The organism is Acinetobacter sp. CE-15 (assembly GCF_051059255.1).
GTDB lineage: Bacteria > Pseudomonadota > Gammaproteobacteria > Pseudomonadales > Moraxellaceae > Acinetobacter > Acinetobacter guillouiae.
This window is the reverse complement of record NZ_CP192737.1, coordinates 217,955-244,730: the sequence shown is the minus strand read 5'-3', so window position 1 is coordinate 244,730 and position 26,776 is coordinate 217,955. Positions and strand designations below refer to the sequence as shown.

Below are 26,776 nucleotides of genomic sequence, written 5' to 3'. Positions count from 1 at the left end.
TTTTGTGTCAGTGCGTAAAAATAGCAGCAGATTATTTTAATAAATACAGCTAATTTATTAAATAAAACCACTCATGGTTTTATTCTATTCTCAATATAAATAAGCCGAATGTTGAGGATCAGCATTCGGCTTATTCATCAGGGCGGTTTATGACGGATTGAATCTGATTAAAATGAATCGAGCAGTAAGGATAATAAATTACCCGCGCCATAACCCGCACCAAGCAACAGCGCAATCCAAATCCATCCGCCTAAAATGTTATACAACATGAATACTGGCATTTTCATATGCCCTGCACCCGCTGCAAAAGGAGCAAAAGAACGAACAAAAGGTACAAAACGGGCAACCAGAATGGTTTTCCCACCATGCTTTTCAAAATAATGGTTGGTCTTTTTAATATATTCAGGCTTAAACCAACGTGAATGCGCGTGGAAAAACTTAAAACCTAGCGCACGTCCCGTATAATAGTTCACCATATACCCCAAAATTGAAGCAATAATCAGCAACACACCCATATAGTGCAAATGCACAGATTCAGCGGTAGAACATAAAGCACCAACAGCGATCAATAAACTATCGCCTGGGAGAAAAAACATAAAGACTGAGCCAGTTTCTGCAAAAATGATTAGAAACAAAATGGCATAAATCCACAGCCCGTAATTTTCTAAAAAAGTGGGCAATAATTGTTCTAAATGCAATAAAAATTCAAGCAATACTCAACTCTCTTACAAAAGAATTCACGATATATTAGCCTAATTTAATCATGTATATATTAAAAAGGCCTAAATAAATTAGGCTTTTTTAATCGGGTTCGGTTTTTATTTACTTTAAAAAACCATTGGCTGCCAGAAATTCCATACTGAGTTTAGACTCTGCTTTTGGCTCAGCAGCTTTATCACCAAGCAACAACCTTTCTATATAACGTGCCAATACATCGACTTCTAAATTGACTTGAGAGCCCACTTTCCACGTTGCAATATTGGTCCGTTCAGCAGTGTGTGGAATTAAATTTAAACTTAAGATATTTCCACGTAAATGATTGATGGTGAGGCTAATTCCATCTACAGTCACAGACCCTTTTTCAGCCAAATATTTAGCAATTTCAACAGGTGCAGTGACTTCGAAATACAGTGAGCGAGCATCTGAACGCACTACGGTGATTTCACCCACAGCATCGACATGTCCACTGACGATATGTCCACCGAAGCGTGTTGTCGGCAACATTGCTTTTTCCACATTGACCGCTTGCCCCGCTTTCCAACTTGCTAAAGTCGAACGATTTAAGCTTTCACGGGATACATCAGCAGCGTACCAGTTTTCACCCCAGTCGATCACAGTTAAACAGATGCCATTGGTTGCAATAGAGTCGCCCAAATGTACATCAGACATATCCAAGTCTGTCTGAATACGTAAGCGCACATCACCGCCTACATTTTGTAAACTCTCAACTTTACCCAAACTTTCAATGATACCTGTGAACATAATTCTACCTACTGCTGCAGTGAGAGGAACTGATGAAGTTCAATCGTGTTTATTTTGCACTCGCCCCATATTTTAATGGTAAAGGCGAGTTGTTACCATAAGGCCAGTTGTGTACTTACACCTGAAGTATCCACACCACCCAATTCCGCAAAATGATAAAGTTGCCCCAACAGCTGACGCAATGGTGGTCCTGACTTGGCATGGGTATCGGTGATCACAATAAACTCAAGCACACGTGCACGTTCAGACTGACGCTGTTTACTAACACGATAACGAGGCACATCCTGAGTCAATAAGGTGACTTTGCCACGTTTCAGATTGGCCGCCAATAAGTCTTTGGCCTCAATATTTCCATCGGTTGAGTAACTGGTGAGAATATAGCGCGCATTAATGGTTTCCAACAAATTCTCATAAGCTTCTTGTGCATGCTTAGAAGAATTATAAGGACTAGGACGTTCTTTACGCCATGCACGGTCAATCCCGCTTTTAAAACCTTTGGTATCCGGTGTCGGTAAATCAACTTGATCCCACAGTGTTAGCGAGTTAAGTACATGATAATTACTACTATAAGCATGTTGGTTATACGGTGGATCTAAATAGGCCACATCGACTTCAAAACCACTCATTTGATTTGCCAAGTGTTGTGCATCAACACACCACACTTCTGCCATTGGGGTTTTCTGTTTATTCTGCCCAACTTCACTAAAGCGGCTGGGGGTAAGCCACAATAACGACTCAATCCGTTCCAGCGCAGTTTGAGTCTTACCACCCCAACCATGATGGAAGCTTTTAAATACACCACTGGTATTACTGACAAAACTTGCTGAATAGAGCAAAGGTGCCAATAAGGCACTCATTTCTACATCATCAATTGCACCCTGTGCTTGCCAAGTGGCAATTTGCTGGCGAATTGCATCTATACGCATCCCATTACGGCGTTTAAAAAACAAACGGTCTCGTGCGGGGTCATAAATTTCATCATTCCGCGGACAAAGGTTATGCGTAACCCATCCTTTCACTTCAGGTAAACGGTTTAAATAATCGATGGCTTTTTGATACCCACCCAATTCTTTAAATGCTGGTGCATCTGTGCATGCCAAAATGGCATGATTTAATGCATGACTATACGGTTCCCAGTCATTGGCAATCACCCGATAGCCATTTTGACGTGCTAAACGTGAAACCACCCCACTACCGGCAAAAAAATCGGCAAAAATCGGGGCACGTTTACCCTTAGGATTCAAAGTACCTGTGATTTCAAGCGCTTCAAGAATCAGATGCAACAAACGACGTTTGTTTCCCAGATAGGGAACCAACTGATGAAAAAGATATTCATCTGTTGTACGCGCAGCATGACGACGTTTATGGTAAACCGATGATGTTGACTCTGGATTCATACTGACTCTTGTGAAGGGATAAGTCTTAAGCGAATGTCATCACCAAACTGATGAACATCTTGTAACTTAAAACGTAATTGTTGTGCCATCGTTTCAAATTCGGCATTGAACATGGCACGTGCTGATTGTCCTAAAAAGGTTGGCGCAACATAACTGATTAATTCATCCACCAGCTTTTCCTGCAAAAATGCAGTAGATAATGTCGCACCTGCTTCAACCAACACATCGTAAATTTGGAAATCTTTTAAAGTCGTAAGCAAATCTTTTAAAGATTGAACTTCTAATTGTACCACGCCCAGCTTGGCAAGTTCTTGACGAAATGGTCCCATGACCATCACTGTTTCAGGCGCGCTAAGAATTTGAGCATTGAGTGGCAAGCGCCCTTGTCGGTCTAAAATCACCCGCTTAGGTTGGACAATCGTTGCAATATCAATATCGCCCAATGAACGCACATTTAATTGAGGGTCATCTGCCAAAATGGTATCAATCCCAGTAATCACTGCGCCTGAAATGGCCCGCCAATGCTGAACATCTTGACGTGATTCAGCCCCAGTGATCCATTTAGACTCACCAGACGCCATTGCCGTACGGCCATCTAAACTTGACGCAACCTTTAACCGTACATAAGGCACACCCGTTGCCATTGCTTTTAAAAAACCTTGATTGAGTTGTGCCGCTTGTTGCTCACAAACCCCTGTTTCAACCTCAATCCCTGCCTGACGTAAAATATCCACGCCTTTTCCCGCCACCAAAGGATTTGGATCAGCACATGCAACAACAACTTTGCTGACACCTGCTTCAACCAAGCCTTTGGCACAAGGCGGTGTACGGCCATAATGCGCACAAGGTTCCAAAGTGACATAAGCGGTTGCGCCCTTGGCAGACTCGCCTGCTTGACGCATGGCAAAAACTTCGGCGTGTGGCTGACCAGCTCTAGGATGAAAACCCTCTCCCACCCATTGCCCATCTTTTACAATGACACAACCGACGTTCGGGTTTGGTCGTGTGGAATATTGTCCAAGCTTCGCGAGCTCAATTGCTTTCTGCATCCAAACCTGATCTATGTTGACATAATCTTCGGGTTTAGAATTTGAATCAAACTCAGACATAAAATTCCTAATCAATAACGTTCAAAAATAAAATTAGTGGTCTTGCCCACGATCTTGCATTTGTTCAATTTGATGACGAAACGCATCAATATCTTGGAAATCCTGATACACCGACGCAAAACGCACATAAGCCACATGATCCAATGCAAACAACGATTTCATGACAATTTCACCAATGGTGCGTGAACGTACATCACGTTCACCGAGGCGGCGAATTTGCAATTGAATATCACTAATGACGGTTTCAATCTGTTCTTGAGTCACCGGTCTTTTTTGTAAGGCGTGCATTAAAGAACGTCGTAATTTTGCTTCGTCAAACGGTTCATTTTTACCATCTGACTTGGTCACGCGTGGCATGACCACTTCATAACTCTCAAATGTCGTAAAACGTTCGCCACAACTGATACATTCACGACGTCGACGAATCTGGCTACCTTCAGCGGCCAAACGAGAGTCGATTACTTTACTATCTGCAGCGTTGCAAAATGGACAATGCATAGTGGTTTTATTGAACAAAATTCATGATTTCAGCTAGTGTAGCAAAAAAACCAGATTTTGTTGAGCCTTTCGCAAGATATGGAAAAAAAACAGCCCTTACGGACTGTTTTATACTATATATAGTTATTATTCTAATTAGATTGATTATTCGATACGTTCGCCATGTTGGCTTAAATCAAGACCCATACGTTCATCATCAGATTCAACACGGATCCCAATCACCACATCGATAATTTTAAGTAGGATAAAGGTCACAACTGCTGAGTATGCGATTGTTGCTAACACACCTTCAACTTGTACCCATAATTGATGCATGACATCTGTCGGTGCTTTGTCGCCCATAATGAATGAGCTGGCAAATACAGCTGTTAAAATCGCACCAACAATACCACCTACACCATGTAAACCAAATGCATCCAAGGAGTCATCTGCTTTAAGGATACGTTTAAGACCTGAGATCCCCCAGAAGCACACCACACCACCGATTAAGCCCATGATCAACGCACCACTTACCGTCACAAAACCTGCTGCTGGCGTAATCACAACCAGACCAGCAACTGCACCCGATGCTGCACCCAATACTGAACCTTTACCACGAACAATTTTTTCAACCACTAACCAAGCAATTGCTGCCGCTGCGGCCGCGATTTGAGTTGTGACCAAAGCATACGCTGCTGAACCATTGGCACCTAAAGCAGAACCACCATTGAAACCAAACCAACCGACCCATACCAAGCTTGCACCCAATACAGTTAAAGTTAAGTTATGTGGTGCCATAGATTCTTTGCCTAAGCCCATACGTTTACCCAGTAAATACGCAGCAACTAGACCGGCAACACCCGAGTTAATATGAACAACAGTACCACCAGCAAAATCAAGCGCGCCATCATTCATTAACCAGCCACCACCCCACACCCAGTGTGCAATCGGTGCATAAACAATAATGACCCAAATCGTAATGAATGTGATCCAAGCACTAAATTTCATACGATCAGCCACAGAACCACTGATGATGGCAACGGTAATGATCGCAAAAGTCATTTGGAAAATAACGAAAAGAATTTCTGGAATTGTGCCACTCAGCGCATCTGTTGTAATTCCAGATAACATGATTTTATCGAAACCACCAATAAAAGCGTTACCAGAACCAAATGCAAGTGAATAACCAATGACCACCCATACGATGCTGACCACTGCTGCGGCCGTAAAGCTTTGCGCCATGGTAGCAAGCACATTTTTCTTACGAACCATACCGCCGTAGAACAATGCTAAACCGGGAATTGTCATCAGCAATACAAGTGCTGTAGATACAAGAATCCACGCTGTATCACCTGTATTTAAAGTTGGTTTTTCTGCCTCTGCTGGAGCAGCTGCGGCAGTCACCGTTTCAGGCACAACGGTTGCCGATGTATCGGCGACTGTTGCAGTCACATCACTTGCCGTTGCAACAGCTGTAGATGCAGGCTCAGCTACGTTTTCTTCTGCCCACGCAACTGATCCGCCAAGAAGTGCGCCAGACAGGCTGAGCGCTAATAGCATTTTTTTCATTCGTATCCCCCAACCTAATTTTGTGAGTTATGTATTGATATACATAACCAGCAATCTTCGTGCCAAATTAAACAGCGTCTGGACCTGTTTCACCTGTACGAATACGAATTACTTGCTCTAAATTAGTCACGAAAATTTTTCCATCACCAATTTTGCCAGTGCTAGCAACGCGTGTAATAGATTCAATCACTGAATCTACCATGTCATCACTGATTGCGATTTCGATTTTCACTTTAGGCAGAAAATCAACAACATACTCAGCGCCACGATAAAGTTCAGTATGCCCCTTTTGACGACCAAAACCTTTAACTTCAGTTACGGTAATCCCTTGAACGCCTATATCAGACAGTGCTTCACGCACGTCATCTAATTTAAACGGTTTTACAATTGCAGTTACGAGCTTCATATTGTTTTCCTTCGGCTTATTTCACCAGTAAGGTTTTATGTTCAATTTTCATGCCAATCTTATTAATGGTTGGGGTGATTAATTCAATCAACATGCATTGCCTTTATAACCTATTGTATATACTTAGGTGAAGTTGCAACTTTAAAAAACACATAATATTGCGTGTTTTTTTAGATTTCATTGCTAAATTATAGGAGACATCATGCTTTACGCATCGGATAAAAAATTACTTAAATAAAATCAATACGCGATGTTACACTAGGCAAAGAACATTACTCATTTGGATTCCTCATGATTGAAACATTATTACAAGCAATTTTGGAACAGGTTGATCAGCCTAAAAAAGATATAGAACATAATTTACGTGCCTTGCTGAATGAAGCCATTTCTAAAATGGATATCGTTTCAAAAGACGAAATTGAACGTCAAAAAACTGCACTAAATAATGCCAATTTACGCTTGACCGATTTACAAGAACAGGTCAAAGCACTTGAGGTGCTGATTCAGGATAAAAAATAAACTAAATTTGCACATTATTGGTGCAAAAAATATAATAATGATTAAAAATAAAGCAAAAGTGGAAAACAACAATGTCTTTAGCAAAAATTTATACCCGAGGCTTGCTCGGGCTACATGCACCTTTAATTGAAGTTGAGGTCCATGTTAGTGCAGGGCTTCCTTCTTTAACAATTGTTGGCTTAGCTGAAGCTGCAGTTCGTGAAAGTAAAGATCGCGTTCGATCTGCCATCATTAACAGTGGTTATCAATTCCCAAGCAAACGCTTAACCATCAATCTCGCACCTGCGGATCTGCCCAAAGATGGCTCTCGTTTAGATCTGCCCATTGCACTTGGTATCTTGATTGCCACAGGGCAACTTCCCGAAAATGTCACAGATCATTTTGAGTTTATTGGTGAGTTGGCACTGGATGGGCACTTAAGGCCCAGCACAGGAACATTAACCATTGCGATGGCATGTCAAATGGCCAAGCATCAATTGATGTTGCCACAGGAAAATGCCGCAGAAGCAGCGCAATTGCCTGAGTTTCAGGTGTTTGCTGCACAGCACTTAAAACAAGTCTGTGAGCATTTCTTAAACCTACAAAAAATTGATGTAACTGTTCGGCAAAAAGTACAGCAAAACAATGCCTACAAATTTGATTTGGCAGATGTCAAAGGACAATTACGCCCGCGGCGCGCTTTAGAAATTTCAGCAGCAGGTGGACACTCTCTTTTATTTAAAGGCCCACCAGGTACAGGTAAAACCCTGTTAGCTTCTCGCTTACCGAGTATTTTGCCAGCCTTAAATCCACAAGAAAATCTTGAAGTTGCCAGCATTTATTCAATTGCCAAGACTAAACACCATTTTGGACAGCGCCCATTTCGCGCCCCGCACCATACCGCGTCTGCAATCGCTCTTGTCGGTGGCGGTTCAAATCCAAAACCTGGAGAGATTACGCTGGCGCACCTAGGTGTACTATTTTTAGATGAATTGCCTGAGTTTGACAAAAAAGTGCTCGAAGTTTTAAGGCAACCACTTGAATCTAAAGAAATCGTTATTTCTAGAGCATCACGCCAAATTACATTTCCTGCAAACTTTCAATTGATTGCAGCAATGAACCCCTGCCCTTGTGGTTATGCATTTAACCAAGACAGTCGCTGCCAATGTTCTGCCGAAGCAATTAAACGGTATCAAAACCGAATTTCAGGTCCATTATTGGATCGTATTGATTTACATATCGATGTGCCACCATTAAAAGCCCAAGAATTACAGGATCAAACGCCTGTCGAAGATTCAGCAACTGTACGGGAACGGGTGATTAATGCGTGCGATTTTCAAATCCAAAGACAAGGCTATTTAAATCACAACTTATCGCCAAAAGACTTAGAAAAATATGTGATTTTAGATGAAACATCCAAGCAGATGCTGGAAATGGCACAACAACGTTTGAATTTATCTGCACGGGCATATCATCGTATTTTACGTGTTTCAAGGACCATTGCAGATTTGGCTCAAAGTGAGCAAATCCAAAGTACCCATTTAACCGAAGCCTTGTCATATCGGGGAACTCAATCTTAGAATCAGATAGAGAACATTAAAATGTGAATAACATGCTAAATTTAACCCTACGCAACGAACATGCAGACGACATTGAAAATATTTTCAATCTCACTCAACTGGCTTTTTTAAATGCAGCGCATACTGACCATACAGAACACTTGATCGTCAATGCACTCAGAGAGGCAAATCAATTAACCATTTCAGTTGTTGCTGAATTGGATCAACAGATTATTGGGCATGTGGCAATTTCACCTGTGGAGATTTCTTCTGGCGCACAACATTGGTATGGTTTAGGTCCAATTTCAGTTGCACCAAAATATCAACAGCAAGGGGTTGGCAAAGCTTTAATCCACCACGCATTACAGCAGTTACAACAATGCAATGCCGCAGGATGTGTGGTCCTTGGCGATCCTGCCTATTATTCAAAATTTGGCTTTCAACCACACGCCAATTTGATCCTTGAAGGTGTGCCTGCTGAATATTTTCAAGTCCTTAGCTTTAATCAAAGCATTCCACAAGGAACGGTAAAATATCATCCAGCATTTGAAGTGAAAGCCTAATTTATTTCAAAATCGCAAAAAATAAAGGTGACTCAAGGTCACCTTTATAGATTTTAATTTGCGCTTAGAACGCTTTAGTTAAAGTAAACACCGCACCTGTTTCAACACCACGTTTCCCAGAATTAGTGAATCCATCAGTATCAATATTGGTTCCGACTGCTGCAAGTTCTGCAGTTACCCCTGGAATAGATTTAACTGCATAGTTCACCCCAACTTTCCAGTCGACATAATTGTCTTTACCATCAGGTAATGCTTTTTTATCCATTGTGGTATAACCAACATTGGCAAGCCCACCAAACCCTGTATCACCAAATGGCGCTGAATAACCAACGTTAAAATTCCAACTGTTCCCACCAACTGCTGCCCAGTCATTGGTATAGTTCACATTGGTCAATAAACTACTGCCTTTAACCAAGACATCGGCAAATATTAATTTTGCATAAAACTCAGTCCAGTTAAAATCACTGCTTGCACTTGGATAATTATATTCAACAACACCAACATCCAAAGTCGGTTTAAAGGTTGGAGATAATGCCAATGCTGTTGTATAACCAATAGATGGATCTAATTCTAAATGTGGATCAGATGAACCAAAATTTACATTTGAACCCCAAAGAGCCGCATATAAACCTGAACTATGCGACAAGGTAAAACCCGCTTGTACTGCTGGGTCACTTAATGTTTGAGTCATACCGCGGAAACGATAGTCACTCGTTACGGCAGCACTACCTGAAAAGCTTAAACCTAATTTTGACAGTGCGTTGTCTTCCGCCATTGCCATTGTTGCTGTAGACGATAGAACTGCCAATGTTAGTGCTTTAGTTGAGAATTTCATCTTAAGTGCTCCCCCATCATACGATGTTTATTTGTTATGCTAAAATTTGATGAACTCCCTAAGCAATTAGCAATTGCCATGCCAAGATGAAACTCAAGCTGTTTATAAAATTCAGAAATACGCAGTAATTTATTGATAATCAATATCTTAAAATTAAAATATTGTGGATAATTTTTTTTATTCTTCAACTGTTGAATATATGCTATTTCAAGCATCACTTGATGAAACTGGTTCATACCGACCTACTTTAAACATGGTTTTAATGCAAAGTAGTATGAAAAATCTAAGCGTAAATTTTCTATAATGTGCTTTATTGTTGTCATAAAAAGCATATAAATATTGCTTTAGGCTTTTTATATAGGATGATTTTAGGGGTGGATATTGTTTTTGCTCAGAAAAAGCACACAGTTTAAAAAATGCCTAAAAAAAGTGCATGCCCAATGTTCAGTCATACACTTAAATAAAATGAGTCAGGCTGAATGACTCACACATGTTCATGTTAAAAACTATAAGCTAAACCAAAGACCAGATTGTCCTTATACGCTTCACCTAAACGATCTTTACCGCCAATCACATAGTCTAATGAAGCAGCAACACCTGTATTGGCAATGGCTTTACTGACTCCCAAGCGTATTTCGCTCAATGCAAAATTCTGTTCGGTTTGCACAATACTGTCATCATGATGACTGTTATATAGAGATGCACCAATAGAAGTGTTAAAAATAAAATCTTGAACCAACGCATGACGATACGCAATGCTGAGATAAACATCACCAGCATTGGCAGAAGATGCATCAGCTAACATCACTGAAGCACCCGCAGTTAGATTCTTATAACTTAGCTCAGCAGATAAATCGGTATAGGTGGTTTTACGATGATCAGCTTGATCGGCATAAACAGTACCGCCTTTATGATAAACATATGCAGTGGTTTTTAAGTTATAGCTCCAATTTTGCGCAATTTCCTGAGCATAAGCTAAATAAAAATTATTTTCAAAACCATGATTTTGCGTATCATCTGCGGGGTTATAGCTCAGTGTAGAACCCCAATACCCCACCGTGATGCCACTTTTATGTGCATAACTTAAACCGCCTTGCGCAGCAATATCATCATTTTCAACTCCACCTCGATAGATATACTTGGATACCAGTCCCACATTTCCAGAGATCGTGCCATTTTTAACCAAGACATTTGATTCGTCAGCAAATGTAGGGCACGACGCGATACAAATAGGCATTGCCCATAACAGTTTAGAAATAAGTGAGTTCATGATGGCAAACAGGTGGGCGTATAAATAAAGGCGAATTTTACTGTGTTTTTAAATTTTTGGTAAAAAACATGGAGATAAATTCAGCATATTTTCTAATTTATTTTACATTTCACATAAAATCATCATTTTAATAAATCTTTAGAACTTTTTCTCATAAGTAAAGAAATTAATATTGCGTAAAAGATTACAGAAATGTAATATTTTTGATCAAAAGAGATTCCCTTTTTATAGATTAAATATACAATTCATCCACAATCTGTTCTGAATTCAATCAGTCAGTGCAATCTATTCTCGTTCACGAGGCAATTCATGTTGAATGCTCCAAAACTTACTTTAGCTGTATTAATTAACGCGGTTCTAATATCCCCTACATTTGCTAGCGAACAAAGTGAAGCAAAAGGGTTCGTTGAAGATGCCAAAGGTTCTGTATTGTTTCGTACAGGTTATATTCTTCGCGATAAAAAACATGGTATTGATGATCAAAGCTCATTTGCACAAACGGCAATTTTTGATTTAGATTCAGGCTTCACTCCAGGTATCGTCGGTTTTGGTGTTGGCGCAGTTGGTGATTTTTCTTTTAAAATCGGTCCAAATACCCATGCTGGCAACAATATGATTGCACTTAAAAATAATGGTGCAAGAGATGCAAATGGTCGAGTTGATCCTTATGATCAATGGACGCGTGGTGGTGCAAGCGTAAAAGCTCGTTTCTCAAATACAACTGTACGTTATGGTACGCAAGTTTTAGATTTACCTGTACTGGCAAGTAATACAACACGTCTTGTTCCTGAATATTTTACAGGTACGTTATTAACCAGCCATGAAATTAAAAATTTAGAACTTGTTGCGGGTAAATTCACTAAAGACCAAATGTCTGATCAGATCAGTACTGATGGTAATAAATTAGATGATGCGATTGTTTGGGGTGCTAAATACAAATTTGATGACCAACTGAGTGCATCTTATTATGGTTTAGATTCTAAAAATGTGTTAGAACGTCATTATATCAATGCAAATTATAAATACCCATTGGCAAATCAAAGTTCTTTAACTTTCGATTTCAGTGGTTATCACACCAAGTTTGATAAAAATGCCAATACCTATTCTGCAACAGGTCCTGTCGATGTGGATTATGCAAGCACAGGTAAAGCAGGCGTAGAAAAAACCAATAATATCTGGGCATTGTCTTCTACTTATAATCAAGGTCCGCACACTGTGATGTTGGCTTACCAACAAAATACAGGTGATGTGGGTTATGACTATGGTCAAAATGCTGACGGTTTCCAAAGTATTTATTTACCAAACTCTTATATGTCTGATTTTATTGGTAACCATGAAAAATCAGCACAAGTTCAATATAACCTAGACTTTAGCAATTATGGTGTTGCTGGCTTAAATTGGACCACAGCATTTGTTTATGGTTGGGATATTAAAGTCCGCAATGTAACTGATGATGCACAAGAACGTGAATTCTTTAATCAGGTGAAATACACCATGCAAAGTGGTTTTGCAAAAGATGCGAGCTTACGTCTACGTCACTCTTACTATCGTGCAAGTGAAGCGTATAATCCTGTCTATATTGGTGATACCAATGAATGGCGTATTTTCTTAGACATTCCTGTGAAATTTTTCTAATTTAGAATAAATCCACAGAAATAAAAAAACCTGCATTGAATCATGCAGGTTTTTTTATGGATTTGAACATTCTTTAATCTTCAAACCACGTTTTAATCAGGCTTATTTTGCAGCTTCGATTGCTTTTAAGACTTCAGCTTTGGCAACTTCTGAACTTTCCCAACCTGTCAATTTAACCCATTTACCAGGCTCTAAATCTTTATAATGTGCAAAGAAATGCTCAATTTGATTCAATAATAAAGCTGGAAGATCTGAATATTCTTTCACATCTTTATAAAGCGGAGTCAATTTGTCATGTGGAACTGCGATCAGTTTCGCATCAATACCACCATCATCTTCCATGTTTAATTTACCAACAGGACGACAACGAATCACTGAACCATGTACCAATGGGTGTGGAGTTACAACCAATACGTCTAATGGATCACCATCTTCAGACAATGTATTTGGTACATAACCATAGTTCGCTGGGTAGAACATTGCTGTACCCATGAAACGATCTACAAATAAAGCATCTGAATCTTTATCTACTTCATATTTAATCGGTGCAGCATTTGCTGGGATTTCGATAATTACGTAGATGTCATTTGGTGCATCTTTACCAGCAGGAATATTGCTATAGCTCATAGGATACTCTTTCAAGTGAGGTCTTATTTAAAATCTTGTCGATTATAACGCTAAATTGCGCAAACAGATGCGGATTATACATTTTGCATCATCAAAATGAATGAATTTCATCAAAACTGTTTAGACGATGCGAATAACCAATAACAATAAAATAATTGGGCAAGCTAAGGACAAAGCCCAAATAATGGTACGTAGCGCTGAAATATTGGCCAGATAGCAAATCCCATAAATAATGCGTAACACGATATAGGCGATGCCTAACATCATAATCAGATGTTGTGATACCACCATATACTCTGCCATTAAAATCGCAGCAATAAATAAAGGTAAGCTCTCAAAACTATTCTGTTGTACTGCATTGGCACGTGCCGCCAAGCCTGTGGTTTTGGCTAAAAATTCACGTGGATTCTGATTATCAGCAGCTTTAAAACCACCAGACGCTTTCGCAATAATGGTAAAAACATAAGGAAGTAAACAGGCAATTAGAATTAAATATATGATGCCATCTATCCCAGACATGATTTTTTCTCATGAAGTGTTAATGCGAGTTATCATAGCATGGCATGAACAGAATATTTTTTGTTAAATGCAGAGTTTTGCAAAATTGTGTAGTGAGGACAATAACGTGCAACCAGATCAAAATGAATTGTTTGAGGTTTTAGAAAAGCAGCGCCATCAACAAGCGGAGATTGATCGTATTCTTAAAATTGTATTGCCAATTTTGGCTTTTCTCTTGTGCGTGATTTGTGCAAATTACAATTGGCAATCCACATTGGGGACGCTTATTGTTTTGGTGGTGGCCTTTTTTGCGGTCGGCATAAAGCGTATGAATCTATACTTTTGGTTAGCCATTATTGTCGTATACTGTTTAATCGATATTTATTTTAGCTATGGCAGTATTCATCCTTCTGCACTGGGTCGTCAAATGGGCACCATGCTGACCTTTACAGCAATTGTTGGCTTAAGCCGCCCCTATATTGACGGTTGGTATATTCGTTCGCATAAAAAATAAAATCACTATATAAAGCGATCGATTGTTTTACCTCAAGCATAAAAAAGCGCCCTTGTTGGCGCTTTTTTATCTTTAACTTTTCAATTATTTACGTAAATCTTTACGTAGGATTTTACCTACATTTGATTTTGGTAAATCATCCATAAATTCAACATAACGCGGACGTTTATAACCAGTTAAGTTTTCTTTTGCATATTCAAGAACTTCTTCAGTGGTTAAAGACGGATCTTTTTTCACTACAAATAGTTTTGGCACTTCACCCGATTTTTCATCAGGTACACCAATTGCAGCCACTTCAAGCACTTTTGGATGTTGCGCAATCACTTCTTCAATTTCAGAAGGATAGACGTTAAAGCCTGATACTAAAATCATGTCTTTCTTACGATCGACAATTTTGAAATAACCGCGGGTATCCATGATCCCAATATCACCAGTACGGAAATAACCGTCAGCTGTCATGACTTTTGCAGTTTCATCTGGGCGATTCCAATAGCCTTTCATCACTTGAGGACCACGAATCGAGATTTCACCCTGCTCACCTTGTGACAAATGATTGCCATCATCATCTAAGATCGCAACATCAGTCAGTGGTAAAGGAATACCAATTGTACCGCTAAACTCAGTCGTTGCAGGCGGGTTTGCAGTTGCAACTGGAGACGTTTCAGATAAACCATAACCTTCAATAATGATGGTTCCAGTAACTTTTTTCCATTCTTCAGCGGTTGACGGCAACACGGCCATACCACCACCCATCGCCATTTTTAACTTACTGAAGTCGAGCTGTCTAAATTCTTCATTATGTACCAACGCATTGAACAAAGTATTTACCGCAGGGAAGAAACCCGGTTGGTATTTACGTAATTCTTTAATCACCGCAGGTAAATCACGTGGATTTGGAATCAGAATATTTGCCTGACCTTTATACATACCATACATCGCACACACCATGAATGCGAAGATGTGATAAAGCGGTAAAGCACAGAAGATACGATCATCTTTCGCGCCATCACCTTGACCAAACTTACTTTGGAAAATGCCATCACATTGCAGCAAGTTTGCCACTAAGTTACGGTGCGTCAGTTCCGCCCCTTTGGAAACACCCGTAGTACCACCTGTGTACTGAAGTACAGCAGTATCACTGAGGGTCATGGTTGGACGTTTATAATTGCTTGGGCTTACTTTTGCCAATGCTGCATTAAACTTAATATGTCCTGGAATATTCCAGTCTGGAATTTGTTTACGCACTTTACGTAGAACAAAATTCACCAAAGTACCTTTTAAAGTACCCAACATATCGCCAACGGATGCAACAACAACATGTTTTACAGGTGTTTTGCCAATAATCGCTTGATAAACAGTCGCAAAGTTTTCAACAATGACTAAAGCTTCAGCGCCTGAGTCATTAAGTTGGTGTTCTAATTCACGTGCTGTATAAAGTGGATTCACATTCACAAGTACCAAACCTGCACGGAATACACCTAAAGCAACAACGGGATACTGAAGGACGTTAGGCATCATCACTGCGACACGTGAACCTTTTGCCAAACCTAAACTTTGCAAATAAGTCGCAAATTTACGGCTTGCCAATTCAAGGTCACTGAATGACATCACTTTATCCATGAAGATAAAGGCATCACGTGAACCAAATTTTTGGAAATTACGCTCAAAAATATCAATAAGAGAGCTATTTTCCTGTGGCAATTCTACTGTTTCTGGAATTCCAGTTTTTTGATATTCAGCGAACCAAACTTTTTCCATAATGCCATAATCTCCAATCAGTAATCCTTAGTTTTAAACTGTTTTTCTCAATATTGAACATAATTTTTTGGCTTCTTTGTGCTCAATATTGCATCCATTTTCACGAACACTTTGCATATATAACGTATTTCAATCCAAGGATGCTAGTTTTATCTTTGAATCAACAGTTTATTTGCTTTTTGATATCCGCGCGGTAACAACTGACCTTTTGATGCGCGTTTACCGATATATTTCTGTAAATCTTCCCCTTTTAATTTTAATTGTTGCTGCCCTGCAAGCACTTGTATTACTTCATCTAAATTCAAAGTTAACATAAACTGAACAGACTCATTAGTTTCAAGTTGTATCAACTTATTTCCTTTACCTTTATTCAGCGTTGGCAATTCAGATAATTCAATTAAAAGTAGCCGTCCTGCTGAGCTGAGTATAGCCAAATGAGTATGATTTTCAACGACTTCAATTGGCATTGCTGTCGCATTTTCAGCAACAGTCAGGAATGTTTTACCCGCTTTGGCATTGGTATCCAATTGTTTAGCTTGCGATTTAAAGCCATAACCTTTTGAACTTACAGCAACTATTTCTTTTTCTTCATCTTCAATCAGGACTTGCATAAAGCCCACACCATTGGCTGGAGAAAGTTTTGAACTCAACGGTTCTCCTAAACCACGCGCCGATGGCAAACTATTGATGGCCAAAGCATAACTTCGTCCAGTTTCATCTAAAATATATACTTTCTGATTGGACTTGCCTTGTGCTGAACTCAAGTACTGATCACCAGCACGGAAATTTAATTTTTCAACATCAATATCATGACCTTTGGCTGCACGAACCCAGCCTGCTTCAGAAAGGATCACTGTTACCGCTTCAGCTGGCATTAAATCTTGTTCGCTAATGGCTTGTGATTCTTCACGTTGCACAATCGGTGAACGACGATCATCACCAAACTTCTTCGCATCATCTTTAAGTTCTTCGATAATTAAAGATTTTAATGACTCTGGATTTGCAAGTTGTTCACGAATCACCGCTGCTCTGGCCTCAAGTTCTTCTTGCTCACGGCGCATTTCCATTTCTTCAAGTTTTGCCAAATGGCGTAACTTAAGCTCTAAAATTGCTTCTGCCTGAACTTCATCAATATTGAAACGCATCATCAATACGGGTTTAGGTTGATCTTCTTCGCGAATAATTTTGATCACTTCATCAATGTTCAAATACGCAATGATCAAACCACCAAGAATATGTAGGCGCTTTTCAATTTTATTCAGATGATATTGCAGACGACGTGTGACAGTACTCTTACGAATTTCAATCCATTCTAATAAAATGCGACGGATTGATTTAACTTGTGGACGACCATCAGCACCGATCATGTTCATATTGACACGATAGCTCGACTCTAAATCGGTTGTCGCAAACAAATGACTCATGACTGCATCGGCATCGATACGGTTTGAACGTAATACAATCACCAACCGTGTTGGGTTTTTATGGTCTGATTCATCACGTAAGTCACTGACCAATGGCAGTTTTTTGGCTTGCATTTGATCTGCAATTTGCGTGATGACTTTTGAGCCAGAAACTTGATATGGCAGCTCAGTGATAATAATTTCATTTTTTTCAATGGTATATACGGCACGGGTACGATAGCTACCACGTCCAGTCATTTGAATTTTTAATAATTCATCACGTGGTGTAATAATTTCTGCTTTGGTCGGTAAGTCAGGTGCAGGAATATATTCTGCAATTTTTTCATCTGTTAAATTTGGATTACGGATTAAAGCAATCGTACCTTTAACCACTTCACGTAAATTGTGTGGCGGAATATCCGTTGCCATTCCGACTGCAATACCAGTGGTACCATTGAGTAAAATATTTGGTACACGCGCTGGTAAATTGACAGGCTCTTTCATTGAACCATCAAAGTTATCTTGCCAATCACAGGTCCCTTGACCTAATTCAGAAAGCAACAAATCACTATAAGATGAGAGTTTGGCTTCGGTATAACGCATGGCTGCGAATGATTTAGGATCATCCGGCGAACCCCAGTTCCCTTGCCCTTCAATAAATGGGTAACGGTAACTAAATGGCTGTGCCATCAACACCATAGCCTCATAACAGGCTGAGTCACCATGCGGATGGTATTTACCCAATACATCACCGACTGTACGCGCAGACTTTTTTGGCTTACCGCTTGGTTTTAATCCCAATTCGCTCATCGCATAAACGATACGGCGTTGTACAGGTTTTAAACCATCACTAATGTGTGGCAATGCACGATCCATAATCACGTACATGGCATAGTTGAGGTAAGCTTGTTCAGTAAATTCTGCTACGGAACGATTTTCTGTCGCATGATGCGCAAGGCTTGTCATAACAACCTTTTATCCTAAATAAGTGCGTTCTAAATAAATGTTTTGTATCTACGTTCTTATGCTAAGTCGCAGGGTCTGACTACACAAGTGCAAGTGTACCCTACAACGACAAATTGCGTCTTTAGATCTTTCTAATGACGTAAAATTATCCATTTTTTAAGAAATGAGCAACTTTTATTTAAACTGCTATTTTTAAATTGGGGTATGCGCTTTATTTCAAATGAAATTTATAAATGCTGAAACTTATTGAAGTGGTCCATTTCGCGTTTTTATAGAATGAATGCTCGAACTCAACAACCACCCGATCCCATATAGAAGCAGCAAAGTAACAGGAACCACAAAACTGTACGCTTGCGTCCAAGACAGCCGATCGAATAAAGGGCCTAAGCCAATTGCATTAAATGCCGAGACTTGAAAACCTATCGGTAATTGTAAGAAAACAAAGTTTCCTTTGTTATCCGTCATTGGATCTAACGCGATATAAAGACAAAATGCGGTAAGCAAAAGATAAACAATACAAAAGCTTAATCCTATTTTACTTTTCATTATTCCGCCCTCAATACTGGTCTGATCTATTTGATAATATCGCTATGAATGATTGGTTTTTTTAATTTTAACGTTAGAGAAATTAAAATGGCTGAGAGGCAAGATTAACCCTATATCAGCCATTGTATACTTTTTCTTTGTTATCGTTTTTTAGCGCTATGTTTTTATATATTTCAATAAACCACTATAACCCAATCTCTTCTAAGGTCTTACCTTTGGTTTCTTCACCCAAGACCAAAACCACAGCGGCAACAGCGAAAAGTACAATCGTAAACATCATAAAGACGGAACTAAATCCATCACTTGCCACCATCATATGGGTCACCACCAAAGGTGCGACAATTCCCCCCATACGACCGATTGCAGATGCCCAACCTGAGCCAAAAGCACGAATATTGGTTGGGTATTGTTCAGGTGTATAAGTATATAGCACCCCCCACGCACCCAAATTAAAGAACGACATTAAGCATCCCCACAACATAATCATATTGACTGAGGTCGCTTGACCAAAGAAGTAAGCAGAAAGCGCACACAGACCAATAAAACCAGCGAGCGTTACTTTACGTCCAAGCTTTTCCACCAACCAAGCCGCAGCCACATAACCGGGTAATTGTGCCAAAATCATCCCGAGCACATATTCAAAAGACTGCACAATGGTATAGCCCTGCTTGACCAGCAAACTTGGTAACCAAGTAAAAATGCCATAATAAGAATAGACGATACCAAACCAAATCAACCACAGCATCAAAGTACGACGGGCAAAAGCACCTGACCAAAGCTGTGAAAATGAAATCGTTTGTTTTGCTGAAACAGGTTTGACTTCAATGGTTTCAATCACTTCTACCCCACACTGCCGTTCCAGTTTCTGTACCAGTGCATGGGCTTCTTCAATTCGTCCACGATTAATCAAATAAGGAACCGATTCAGGCACTTTTTTGAGAATCATAAAAACATAAATTGCAGGTAAACCACCAATCAAAAATGCTATATGCCAACCATAATCAGGAATTACAAAATAAGAAATAAGCGCAGCAACAAGCCAGCCAAGTCCCCAGAAACTTTCTAAAAGTACGATAAATCGACCACGTACTTGAGCGGGGATATATTCACTGACCAAAGTCACAGCCACAGGAAGTTGCCCACCCAGCCCTAATCCGACAATAAAACGGAACAGCAATAACCAAGTCAGATTCGGTGCAAAAGCACATAACGCGGTTGCAATGCTATAGGTCACCAAAGTAATCGCAAAGACTGTTCTACGACCAATTCGATCAGCCAAACCACCTGAAAATACAGCACCAATTGCCATACCCACAAAGCCAATGGAGACCACCCAGCCTTTTTCAGTAGGGGTCATTTGCCATTCTTCTGCCATTTTGGTGAGAATAAAGGAGATCAGTCCTGTATCCATGGCATCAAACATCCAGCCCAGTCCGATCACCCAGAGTAAGGTATAGTGAAATTTACCTATGGGTAAGCGTTGTACACGTGATACTAAATCCATAATGCACTCAACAAATATGTAAAAGCAGAAACACCTTTGGCTCGTTGTTTAATTTTAAAGACTGAACAGCAGAATTTCTCCTGCTAGTCCGTCAAAATCTTTAAACTCTTGAGAATGGAAACCATTGTTTATCAATATTTTTCTTGAAGCTATATTTTCGGGATCAATAATAGCCATAAGATCCTTTAAATATGCTTGTTGTTTTGCATGCTCAATTAAAAATGTAACAACCTGACTGGCAATACCTTTCCCCCAATATTCAGGTAAAAGCATATAGCCCAATTCCGCAGTTGTTGCTGTTGGCTGATCCAACTCGAGTTTAGCTAAACCGATAAAGTCATTTGTTTGAGCATCAAGAATTTTATAATTTCCCAATGCTACATCATAGGCATTCTTAGATAAAATCTTGGCAAATTCCGTATGCGCTTCCTCAAGCGTTAATGCTCGTTCGGTAATCATTTGCATGACTTTAATATTTTTGACCAATTCAAAATACACAGCAAAATCTAGCTCAGTAAATTTTTCAAGTTTAAGATTTTGCTGAATCAGATATGACATACCAAGCTCAAAGTTAAACGTAGCGATTCACAGTCAATAGCTGCTGTGCAAGCATCCATTCTTAGGACTCATCTTTAGAAGATGCCGATTGTTCATCATGATCTTTATAGATAAATTTCGGCATTTCCAAACCAAAATAAATCGCCACACAACGTAATGCAAAACCAAAAACTAAAGTAGAAACCACGGTAATTTCAAGCGATAAACCAAAATCTATACAGAACCAATAGAAAATCACCGCGACAAAGGAAATCGACGCATACAGTTCACGACGGAAGACCAGCGGAACATCATTACACAAAATATCTCGTAGAATACCACCAGATACCCCTGTTAACACCCCAGCAACGGCGGAAACCACAAAACCATGTCCCATTTGCAAGGCAATTTGACAGCCAATAATGGTAAAACCAATTAAGCCTAAAGCATCCAACAATAAGAAAATTGAATGTAAGTGCTTCATCCATTTGGCAATAATAATGGTGACAAAGGCAGCACAGCATGTCAGAACAAGGTATTCAGGATGTTTCACCCAAGTCAGTGGATAATGTCCAAGTAAAACATCTCGCACAGAACCACCACCGAGTGCAGTGACACAGGCAATCAGTATCACCCCAAACCAGTCCATACTGCGTCGTCCTGCGGACAGCGCTCCAGTCATGGCTTCTGCTGTAATGGCTATAATATAAATAATCGTCAGTAACATTGCCCTTCATCCACTGATGGGAAAAGATGCGCGCTATTTTAAGTCAAAAATGAACTAAAAGTTATAAAAATTGTGCGCAACATTGCTTAAATTTTTTGGTGGATCCACAAATACATGGTTGTTTCATGGTGATTGGCTGATCTGTGGTTGGATCTAGGAAATACCATACACCAGCATGCTGGACAAAGTAGGAAACTTCATGGTGTATTTGAGCCTGCTGACCATCATGAAAATGTGCTTTAAATTCAACTTGAGCATGATTTTTATCGAGCTTTTCTTGGGCTTGCACCACTTCGAGACTGAGCCATTGATTGGCTTTGCTCCAGTCTGAAATCGCTTTAATATCCAAAGCTTGCTGCTGTCCAAGCGCAGTGGTCTGAACAATATAATCAATCTCATGTTTGGCAAAAGCGCTATAACGCGAACGCATCAACTGTGCTGCTGTCTTGGCTTTGTTCTTCCCCAAATGCAGCGGCTGACAGCATTCAGCATAAAGTGCTGAACCACATGGACAGGATAGATTGGACATGAAAATACTCAAAATTTGAATAGGTTCAATAATAATCCAACCCAGCAGGAAATCGAAACCTATTCTTTCTATATGAATGATGTCATCTGGACATTATTTTAACGATATGGTTTAAATCATTATTTTCAAAAAACAAAATAAAAAGAAGCCAGTCTTTCGACTGGCTTCATTACAACAAATCCATTAGGACTCGGCATCTTTAGATTTTGTTAATGCCATAATATGCACCTTCTCAATCTTATGCCCATCCATCGTTACCACTTCAAACTCATAGCCATCGACTTGAAGCTTTTGACCATTTTCAGGCAAACGCCCGAGATGAAACAAGATATAACCCGAAAGGGTTGAGTATTGTTCCGACTCATCGACTAAATCACGACCTAACAGCAAAGAAACATGACGAATATCAGTTGAACCTTCAAGGATCAACGAACCATCTTCAAGACTTTCCGCAGCAGCTTCTAGTTCACCTTCATCAGGGAATTCGCCTGCGATTGCTTCAAGCACATCAATCGGCGTTGCAATCCCTTCAATTGACCCATATTCATTTAATACAATCGCCATTTGTAAGGGTGCCTGACGCAGTTGTTCCATCACCATCAACACTTGCGCATTTTCATGCACAATCACAGGCTCGCGTAAGTGTTTTTCAAAATTTAAAACACCCGTTTCGATATAATCATTTAAAACTTTATGGGTTAAAACAATACCCGCAATATTATCCAATTCACCATGTGCCAAAATTAAACGTGAATGTGACATTGCCATCAAATTTTCTTTAATGCTGGCTTCGTCTTCATCCAAATCTAACCATTCTAGTTCAGGGCGCGGTGTCATGACCGATTTTACTGGACGTTCTGATAGTCCCAAGACCCCTTGAACCATAACACTATGGTAAGCACCATTTTCATCATCAAAAATTTCATCTGCCAGTGCTTGTGTTGCGATCACATCATCCGCTTTACCATTTTGACTATCGGCACTTTTTCCACCTAACATTTTCAATACCGCAGAAGCTGTACGGAAACGTAAGTCGGTCGTTGTCACCATTTTCTCTTGGTTTTTACGCATGGTTTGGTTCATAAATTCGATCAGTACCGAGAAACCAATCGCTGCATATAAATAACCTTTTGGAATGTGATAACCAAAACCTTCGACGATCAATGAAAAACCGATCATCATCAAAAAGCCAAGACATAGAATCACGACTGTCGGGTGCTTATTGACAAAGTCCATCAAGGCTTTTGATGCCCACAGCATAATAGCTACGGCAATCACCACAGCGATCATCATCACTGAAAGTTCTTTCACCATTCCCACAGCGGTGATCACACTGTCTAGGGAGAATACTGCATCTAAAACAACAATTTGGACAATGACCATCCAAAATACAGCATGTACAGGATTTTCTTCTTTAAGATCCTGACCACCTTCAAGGCGTTCATGTAGTTCCATTGTGCCTTTAAACAATAAGAACACACCACCAAACAGCAGGATCAGATCACGCCCAGAAAAAGCATGCTCAAAGAGATGGAATAATGGTTCGGTTAATGTCACCACCCATGCAATGGATGCCAGTAACACCATTCGCATACAGAGGGCTAGTAAAAGCCCAATAATCCTTGCTTTATCACGTTGTTCAGGCGGAAGTTTTTCTGCCAAAATTGCAATAAATACAAGGTTATCAATACCCAAAACGATTTCTAAAACAACTAAAGTTGCAAGACCAACCCATGCAGAAGGATCAGACATCCACTCAAGTATCATTGATCTTGCTCCATTGAAAATGTGCAATAGCTATTTTCAGCATGTGAGAACTGTAAATTTCGGAATTGAGAAGAAAACTTTAGTGTATTTTGAACTATTATTTTGTCTAAAGATTGTGCATTTTCGGAGCGACTACAACCACTACCCATGATGATTCATTTGTTGATAAATAAGCGTTAATTATAGGCAATCCAGATAGGAATTTCATCTCATTTATCAGGATTTTTACTGATTTATCTAAAATTAAATACAAAATCAAAGTGATACAAATCATTGCAAAAGCGCCGATAACACAACATGTTTTTGTCACATTTCTTACTTAAAGTAGTAGAAATGTATAAGAACATGATAAGTTAAGGTGAAAAAATAAATTATGAATAGTGTATTGCCTGTAATGATGAATAAACCTTTCGAATTAGATCAACAACAACATAAAGCCACACAATGTTTAATCGCGCTCTATTGTGGCTCCCGACCTGGAAATAATCCCACCTATCGAGAAAAAGCCATCCAACTTGCCCAAGGCATCGCAGAACAAGGTTTTGGAATTGTCTATGGCGGTGCAAGTATTGGCTTAATGGGCCAAGTTGCAGATACGGTCACTGAACATGGCGGTGATGTTGTGGGTGTTATTCCCGAATTTATGCTGGATTATGAAATTGCCCATAACCAATTAACAGAATTACATATTGTGCAAAACATGCATGAACGTAAGGCTATGATGGCTGAACGCGCGAGTGCTTTTGTCGCTCTGCCTGGTGGTTTTGGTACCTTTGAAGAAATTTTAGAAGTCGCGACATGGGGACAATTGAATCAACATCAAAAACCGATGATGTTATATAACGTCAATGGTTTCTATGACCATTTGATTGCGCAATTAGACCATGCTGTTATTGAAGGCTTTTTACCGCCTCAACATCGGGCAAAACTGATTGTGTGTAATCATGCAGATCAAATTTACAATGCCATTAAGAACCTAGAAAGTCCTAAACAGTTTATTGTTTAAATATCTCATTATTAAAATTCATCCCTAAAAATGAGCCTTGATCAAAGGCTCATGAACTTTACAATCCACTCAAAAGTATTCATTGCAACTCTTTTTATTGATTCAATAAATCATAAAACCGATCCATTCTGAAACAATTGCCATGCATAAATCAAAACCGCAGCAGCCACAATCCAGCATAACGTTGCAATCCCTAAACAAGACCACATCGAAAGCTTAGTTGCCAATAAATAAACCGTGAACAAATAAATGAAATACGGTATCAATGACCATAGCCCGAATAAGGCTGTTTGCTTTAAGGCTTCAGCACCTTTTTCCTGCGCCACAATCACATGTGCAATCAATGCAAATGTTGGAAAAAGTGGGGCTAAACCTGCAATATAAAATGCCTTACTTTTTGAAAGGATTGAAATCAGCAAAACCACTGCTGCACCCAGAATACATTTCAAAAATAAAGACAACATCTAAAATTACTCAAACACATGATCAGTGCAAGAGTTTACGCCAAGCGTGTAAATTTGAAATCTAAAATATTAGAAATTTAATGCGCTATAAGTTAAAGCTTTAAAAAGCGCGTTTTAATTTGCCTCGGTTAATAAACGCAACCAAACCCATAACAATCGCCATCACGATAAAAAAGATAAATTTTAGCTCACTTCTACTCAAGTGCGTCTCAGATTTATTCACTTCAGCTTGAGTAAAATCGGCTGGTACTGGAGGCAAAGGTGAGACATAAGAGGCTGGAATATTTTTAAAATTTAATTCACTGAGTTCAGCAGGCTTTTCACCTTTGCCCACCAAAACATAAGCCGCAACAATGTCAAAATCCAAAGGATTTTGAATACCAAATTTCACTTTGGTGGGTTCATAAGTGTTGTATTCAGGGATCCAGTCATTCACTTGACTATAAATACGAATGCTATCTGTTTTTTCCAATATCGGATCTGTAATCAGCTGTTCTGAAGCATCTTCAATGAATGTGTTTAAGCCTTTGAATTGTTTAAATGTATATTGATTGGTTTGCGTCAAATTTTCTGCAATCAATGTTTGATATACAGCATGCTCACTGGGATTGGCTTTATTTAACAGGCCTTGATTGTCCATGACAAACTCAACTTTTGCAGTAAGTCCCGGATAATTTTGTCGCCCAACCAAATAAACCGCTGTCCAAATCTGATCCCCCGCTTGTACATCTTCTAATTCTAATTCGTACAATTGATTGGGTTTTAAATTTAACACTTGATCAAATAAAACTTGTGAAGTCTCGCCTGCCAAGACATTGCAAGAAAATGCAAAACAAACAACTGATATAATTTTTCGTATATTCATTTTCGAGCCCTCCACAAGTGCGATAGATATCACACATTTTATAATAAAAACAATGGTTAATCACAGAACATTTGTCTAACAATTCTCTTTTTTAGATAAGTGGTTATTGATTGCACCACAGGACCAATCTTAAAGCTGATCTGGTTTATTCGTTCTACCCTATGCAATATCGAAATAAGTACTCAGAAATCAGCACAGCATCAAAAGCTGACTGCATATCTCATTTTTCTTCAATAACTTATTTTAAATAAATTATAGCTTTGAT

28 protein-coding genes are annotated in these 26,776 nt (G+C 39.4%); 6 read left to right on the top strand and 22 right to left on the bottom strand.

Going from position 1 to position 26,776, the window contains the following annotated elements:
• Positions 1–167: 167 nt before the first annotated feature.
• From ACQ7EO_RS01115 to glnK, 7 genes are all read right to left on the bottom strand, one after another.
• On the bottom strand, positions 168–713 hold the full coding sequence (locus ACQ7EO_RS01115) for a VTT domain-containing protein (RefSeq protein WP_004725292.1): 546 nt from the start codon (positions 711–713) through the stop codon (positions 168–170).
• A gap of 109 nt (positions 714–822) precedes the next feature.
• Complete coding sequence (locus ACQ7EO_RS01110; protein WP_096735324.1) at positions 823–1,482, bottom strand: riboflavin synthase; 660 nt, start codon at positions 1,480–1,482, stop codon at positions 823–825.
• Positions 1,483–1,574: 92 nt separating this feature from the next.
• A complete protein-coding gene (locus tag ACQ7EO_RS01105) occupies positions 1,575–2,879 on the bottom strand; it encodes a DNA adenine methylase (protein WP_004725289.1) in 1,305 nt (434 codons plus the stop codon).
• Positions 2,876–3,988 (bottom strand): bifunctional diaminohydroxyphosphoribosylaminopyrimidine deaminase/5-amino-6-(5-phosphoribosylamino)uracil reductase RibD, encoded by a 1,113-nt coding sequence (ribD, locus tag ACQ7EO_RS01100; protein WP_004816555.1) that lies wholly within the window; start codon positions 3,986–3,988, stop codon positions 2,876–2,878. Before ribD ends, ACQ7EO_RS01105 begins: the two co-directional genes overlap by 4 nt.
• Before the next feature lie 33 nt (positions 3,989–4,021).
• Positions 4,022–4,486, bottom strand: coding sequence for a transcriptional regulator NrdR (gene nrdR, locus ACQ7EO_RS01095; protein WP_004725286.1), 465 nt, complete (start codon positions 4,484–4,486; stop codon positions 4,022–4,024).
• Between the two features lie 144 nt (positions 4,487–4,630).
• Positions 4,631–6,034, bottom strand: a complete 1,404-nt coding sequence (locus ACQ7EO_RS01090) for an ammonium transporter (RefSeq protein ID WP_434278720.1) — start codon at positions 6,032–6,034, stop codon at positions 4,631–4,633.
• Positions 6,035–6,101: 67 nt separating this feature from the next.
• Positions 6,102–6,440 (bottom strand): P-II family nitrogen regulator, encoded by a 339-nt coding sequence (gene glnK / locus ACQ7EO_RS01085; RefSeq protein ID WP_004725283.1) that lies wholly within the window; start codon positions 6,438–6,440, stop codon positions 6,102–6,104.
• Positions 6,441–6,731: 291 nt separating this feature from the next.
• On the opposite strand from glnK, the gene ACQ7EO_RS01080 reads away from it, so the two are divergent.
• From ACQ7EO_RS01080 to ACQ7EO_RS01070, 3 genes are all read left to right on the top strand, one after another.
• On the top strand, positions 6,732–6,959 hold the full coding sequence (locus tag ACQ7EO_RS01080) for an accessory factor UbiK family protein (RefSeq protein WP_004725282.1): 228 nt from the start codon (positions 6,732–6,734) through the stop codon (positions 6,957–6,959).
• Positions 6,960–7,030: 71 nt separating this feature from the next.
• Positions 7,031–8,518 carry a YifB family Mg chelatase-like AAA ATPase gene (locus tag ACQ7EO_RS01075; protein ID WP_434278719.1) on the top strand — a complete coding sequence of 496 codons (1,488 nt, stop codon included), beginning with the start codon at positions 7,031–7,033 and terminating at the stop codon, positions 8,516–8,518.
• A 32-nt stretch (positions 8,519–8,550) separates the two neighbouring features.
• Positions 8,551–9,060 carry a GNAT family N-acetyltransferase gene (locus tag ACQ7EO_RS01070; protein ID WP_434278718.1) on the top strand — a complete coding sequence of 170 codons (510 nt, stop codon included), beginning with the start codon at positions 8,551–8,553 and terminating at the stop codon, positions 9,058–9,060.
• 64 nt (positions 9,061–9,124) lie between these two features.
• Here the strand turns inward: ACQ7EO_RS01070 and ACQ7EO_RS01065 are convergent, their stop codons facing one another.
• From ACQ7EO_RS01065 to ACQ7EO_RS01055, 3 genes are all read right to left on the bottom strand, one after another.
• Positions 9,125–9,895 carry a TorF family putative porin gene (locus ACQ7EO_RS01065; RefSeq protein ID WP_303576569.1) on the bottom strand — a complete coding sequence of 257 codons (771 nt, stop codon included), beginning with the start codon at positions 9,893–9,895 and terminating at the stop codon, positions 9,125–9,127.
• On the bottom strand, positions 9,892–10,131 hold the full coding sequence (locus ACQ7EO_RS01060) for a hypothetical protein (RefSeq protein ID WP_434278717.1): 240 nt from the start codon (positions 10,129–10,131) through the stop codon (positions 9,892–9,894). The genes ACQ7EO_RS01065 and ACQ7EO_RS01060 overlap by 4 nt, the downstream gene beginning before the upstream one ends.
• 263 nt (positions 10,132–10,394) lie before the next feature.
• The gene (locus ACQ7EO_RS01055; protein ID WP_034612672.1) at positions 10,395–11,165 is read right to left on the bottom strand and encodes a TorF family putative porin; all 771 of its coding nucleotides are present in this window, start codon (positions 11,163–11,165) and stop codon (positions 10,395–10,397) included.
• Positions 11,166–11,474: 309 nt separating this feature from the next.
• On the opposite strand from ACQ7EO_RS01055, the gene ACQ7EO_RS01050 reads away from it, so the two are divergent.
• The gene (locus ACQ7EO_RS01050) at positions 11,475–12,800 is read left to right on the top strand and encodes an OprD family outer membrane porin (RefSeq protein ID WP_434278716.1); all 1,326 of its coding nucleotides are present in this window, start codon (positions 11,475–11,477) and stop codon (positions 12,798–12,800) included.
• A gap of 102 nt (positions 12,801–12,902) precedes the next feature.
• Here the strand turns inward: ACQ7EO_RS01050 and ppa are convergent, their stop codons facing one another.
• Together ppa and ACQ7EO_RS01040 are read right to left on the bottom strand one after the other, a co-directional pair.
• Positions 12,903–13,427 (bottom strand): inorganic diphosphatase, encoded by a 525-nt coding sequence (ppa, locus tag ACQ7EO_RS01045; protein WP_004725270.1) that lies wholly within the window; start codon positions 13,425–13,427, stop codon positions 12,903–12,905.
• Between the two features lie 120 nt (positions 13,428–13,547).
• The gene (locus tag ACQ7EO_RS01040; protein WP_004725268.1) at positions 13,548–13,946 is read right to left on the bottom strand and encodes an MAPEG family protein; all 399 of its coding nucleotides are present in this window, start codon (positions 13,944–13,946) and stop codon (positions 13,548–13,550) included.
• Positions 13,947–14,052: 106 nt separating this feature from the next.
• On the opposite strand from ACQ7EO_RS01040, the gene ACQ7EO_RS01035 reads away from it, so the two are divergent.
• Positions 14,053–14,439 carry a hypothetical protein gene (locus ACQ7EO_RS01035; RefSeq protein ID WP_004816535.1) on the top strand — a complete coding sequence of 129 codons (387 nt, stop codon included), beginning with the start codon at positions 14,053–14,055 and terminating at the stop codon, positions 14,437–14,439.
• A gap of 84 nt (positions 14,440–14,523) precedes the next feature.
• Here the strand turns inward: ACQ7EO_RS01035 and ACQ7EO_RS01030 are convergent, their stop codons facing one another.
• From ACQ7EO_RS01030 to ACQ7EO_RS00995, 8 genes are all read right to left on the bottom strand, one after another.
• On the bottom strand, positions 14,524–16,197 hold the full coding sequence (locus ACQ7EO_RS01030) for a long-chain-fatty-acid--CoA ligase (protein ID WP_004816532.1): 1,674 nt from the start codon (positions 16,195–16,197) through the stop codon (positions 14,524–14,526).
• A 149-nt stretch (positions 16,198–16,346) separates the two neighbouring features.
• Positions 16,347–18,566, bottom strand: a complete 2,220-nt coding sequence (gene parC / locus ACQ7EO_RS01025) for a DNA topoisomerase IV subunit A (RefSeq protein ID WP_434278715.1) — start codon at positions 18,564–18,566, stop codon at positions 16,347–16,349.
• A gap of 243 nt (positions 18,567–18,809) precedes the next feature.
• On the bottom strand, positions 18,810–19,112 hold the full coding sequence (locus tag ACQ7EO_RS01020) for a hypothetical protein (RefSeq protein WP_244014341.1): 303 nt from the start codon (positions 19,110–19,112) through the stop codon (positions 18,810–18,812).
• Between the two features lie 184 nt (positions 19,113–19,296).
• A complete protein-coding gene (niaP, locus tag ACQ7EO_RS01015) occupies positions 19,297–20,616 on the bottom strand; it encodes a niacin transporter NiaP (protein WP_434278714.1) in 1,320 nt (439 codons plus the stop codon).
• A gap of 54 nt (positions 20,617–20,670) precedes the next feature.
• Positions 20,671–21,174 (bottom strand): GNAT family N-acetyltransferase, encoded by a 504-nt coding sequence (locus ACQ7EO_RS01010; protein WP_434278713.1) that lies wholly within the window; start codon positions 21,172–21,174, stop codon positions 20,671–20,673.
• 61 nt (positions 21,175–21,235) lie between these two features.
• The gene (locus ACQ7EO_RS01005; protein WP_004816523.1) at positions 21,236–21,880 is read right to left on the bottom strand and encodes a trimeric intracellular cation channel family protein; all 645 of its coding nucleotides are present in this window, start codon (positions 21,878–21,880) and stop codon (positions 21,236–21,238) included.
• 61 nt (positions 21,881–21,941) lie between these two features.
• Complete coding sequence (locus tag ACQ7EO_RS01000) at positions 21,942–22,409, bottom strand: YchJ family protein (RefSeq protein ID WP_434278712.1); 468 nt, start codon at positions 22,407–22,409, stop codon at positions 21,942–21,944.
• 183 nt (positions 22,410–22,592) lie between these two features.
• Complete coding sequence (locus tag ACQ7EO_RS00995; protein ID WP_434278711.1) at positions 22,593–24,176, bottom strand: TerC family protein; 1,584 nt, start codon at positions 24,174–24,176, stop codon at positions 22,593–22,595.
• A 373-nt stretch (positions 24,177–24,549) separates the two neighbouring features.
• Here ACQ7EO_RS00995 and ACQ7EO_RS00990 point away from each other — a divergent pair, with 373 nt between their 5' ends.
• A complete protein-coding gene (locus ACQ7EO_RS00990) occupies positions 24,550–25,182 on the top strand; it encodes a TIGR00730 family Rossman fold protein (protein ID WP_004816519.1) in 633 nt (210 codons plus the stop codon).
• Positions 25,183–25,292: 110 nt separating this feature from the next.
• Here ACQ7EO_RS00990 and ACQ7EO_RS00985 read toward each other — a convergent pair whose 3' ends face one another.
• The gene (locus ACQ7EO_RS00985) at positions 25,293–25,646 is read right to left on the bottom strand and encodes a GlpM family protein (RefSeq protein ID WP_434278710.1); all 354 of its coding nucleotides are present in this window, start codon (positions 25,644–25,646) and stop codon (positions 25,293–25,295) included.
• A gap of 100 nt (positions 25,647–25,746) precedes the next feature.
• On the bottom strand, positions 25,747–26,511 hold the full coding sequence (locus ACQ7EO_RS00980) for a hypothetical protein (protein WP_434278709.1): 765 nt from the start codon (positions 26,509–26,511) through the stop codon (positions 25,747–25,749).
• Positions 26,512–26,776: the final 265 nt, after the last annotated feature.

Excerpts from the sequence above, each read along its gene's own strand:
- ACQ7EO_RS01110 (WP_096735324.1), bottom strand. The coding sequence starts at position 1,482 with ATGTTCACAGGTATCATTGAAAGTTTGGGTAAAGTTGAGAGTTTACAA.
- ACQ7EO_RS01105 (WP_004725289.1), bottom strand. The coding sequence starts at position 2,879 with ATGAATCCAGAGTCAACATCATCGGTTTACCATAAACGTCGTCATGCT.
- ribD (WP_004816555.1), bottom strand. The coding sequence starts at position 3,988 with ATGTCTGAGTTTGATTCAAATTCTAAACCCGAAGATTATGTCAACATA.
- nrdR (WP_004725286.1), bottom strand. The coding sequence starts at position 4,486 with ATGCATTGTCCATTTTGCAACGCTGCAGATAGTAAAGTAATCGACTCT.
- ACQ7EO_RS01090 (WP_434278720.1), bottom strand. The coding sequence starts at position 6,034 with ATGAAAAAAATGCTATTAGCGCTCAGCCTGTCTGGCGCACTTCTTGGC.
- glnK (WP_004725283.1), bottom strand. The coding sequence starts at position 6,440 with ATGAAGCTCGTAACTGCAATTGTAAAACCGTTTAAATTAGATGACGTG.
- ACQ7EO_RS01080 (WP_004725282.1), top strand. The coding sequence starts at position 6,732 with ATGATTGAAACATTATTACAAGCAATTTTGGAACAGGTTGATCAGCCT.
- ACQ7EO_RS01075 (WP_434278719.1), top strand. The coding sequence starts at position 7,031 with ATGTCTTTAGCAAAAATTTATACCCGAGGCTTGCTCGGGCTACATGCA.
- ACQ7EO_RS01070 (WP_434278718.1), top strand. The coding sequence starts at position 8,551 with ATGCTAAATTTAACCCTACGCAACGAACATGCAGACGACATTGAAAAT.
- ACQ7EO_RS01065 (WP_303576569.1), bottom strand. The coding sequence starts at position 9,895 with ATGAAATTCTCAACTAAAGCACTAACATTGGCAGTTCTATCGTCTACA.
- ACQ7EO_RS01060 (WP_434278717.1), bottom strand. The coding sequence starts at position 10,131 with ATGAACCAGTTTCATCAAGTGATGCTTGAAATAGCATATATTCAACAG.
- ACQ7EO_RS01055 (WP_034612672.1), bottom strand. The coding sequence starts at position 11,165 with ATGAACTCACTTATTTCTAAACTGTTATGGGCAATGCCTATTTGTATC.
- ACQ7EO_RS01050 (WP_434278716.1), top strand. The coding sequence starts at position 11,475 with ATGTTGAATGCTCCAAAACTTACTTTAGCTGTATTAATTAACGCGGTT.
- ppa (WP_004725270.1), bottom strand. The coding sequence starts at position 13,427 with ATGAGCTATAGCAATATTCCTGCTGGTAAAGATGCACCAAATGACATC.
- ACQ7EO_RS01040 (WP_004725268.1), bottom strand. The coding sequence starts at position 13,946 with ATGTCTGGGATAGATGGCATCATATATTTAATTCTAATTGCCTGTTTA.
- ACQ7EO_RS01030 (WP_004816532.1), bottom strand. The coding sequence starts at position 16,197 with ATGGAAAAAGTTTGGTTCGCTGAATATCAAAAAACTGGAATTCCAGAA.
- parC (WP_434278715.1), bottom strand. The coding sequence starts at position 18,566 with ATGACAAGCCTTGCGCATCATGCGACAGAAAATCGTTCCGTAGCAGAA.
- ACQ7EO_RS01020 (WP_244014341.1), bottom strand. The coding sequence starts at position 19,112 with ATGAAAAGTAAAATAGGATTAAGCTTTTGTATTGTTTATCTTTTGCTT.
- niaP (WP_434278714.1), bottom strand. The coding sequence starts at position 20,616 with ATGGATTTAGTATCACGTGTACAACGCTTACCCATAGGTAAATTTCAC.
- ACQ7EO_RS01010 (WP_434278713.1), bottom strand. The coding sequence starts at position 21,174 with ATGTCATATCTGATTCAGCAAAATCTTAAACTTGAAAAATTTACTGAG.
- ACQ7EO_RS01005 (WP_004816523.1), bottom strand. The coding sequence starts at position 21,880 with ATGTTACTGACGATTATTTATATTATAGCCATTACAGCAGAAGCCATG.
- ACQ7EO_RS01000 (WP_434278712.1), bottom strand. The coding sequence starts at position 22,409 with ATGTCCAATCTATCCTGTCCATGTGGTTCAGCACTTTATGCTGAATGC.
- ACQ7EO_RS00995 (WP_434278711.1), bottom strand. The coding sequence starts at position 24,176 with ATGATACTTGAGTGGATGTCTGATCCTTCTGCATGGGTTGGTCTTGCA.
- ACQ7EO_RS00990 (WP_004816519.1), top strand. The coding sequence starts at position 24,550 with ATGAATAGTGTATTGCCTGTAATGATGAATAAACCTTTCGAATTAGAT.
- ACQ7EO_RS00985 (WP_434278710.1), bottom strand. The coding sequence starts at position 25,646 with ATGTTGTCTTTATTTTTGAAATGTATTCTGGGTGCAGCAGTGGTTTTG.
- ACQ7EO_RS00980 (WP_434278709.1), bottom strand. The coding sequence starts at position 26,511 with ATGAATATACGAAAAATTATATCAGTTGTTTGTTTTGCATTTTCTTGC.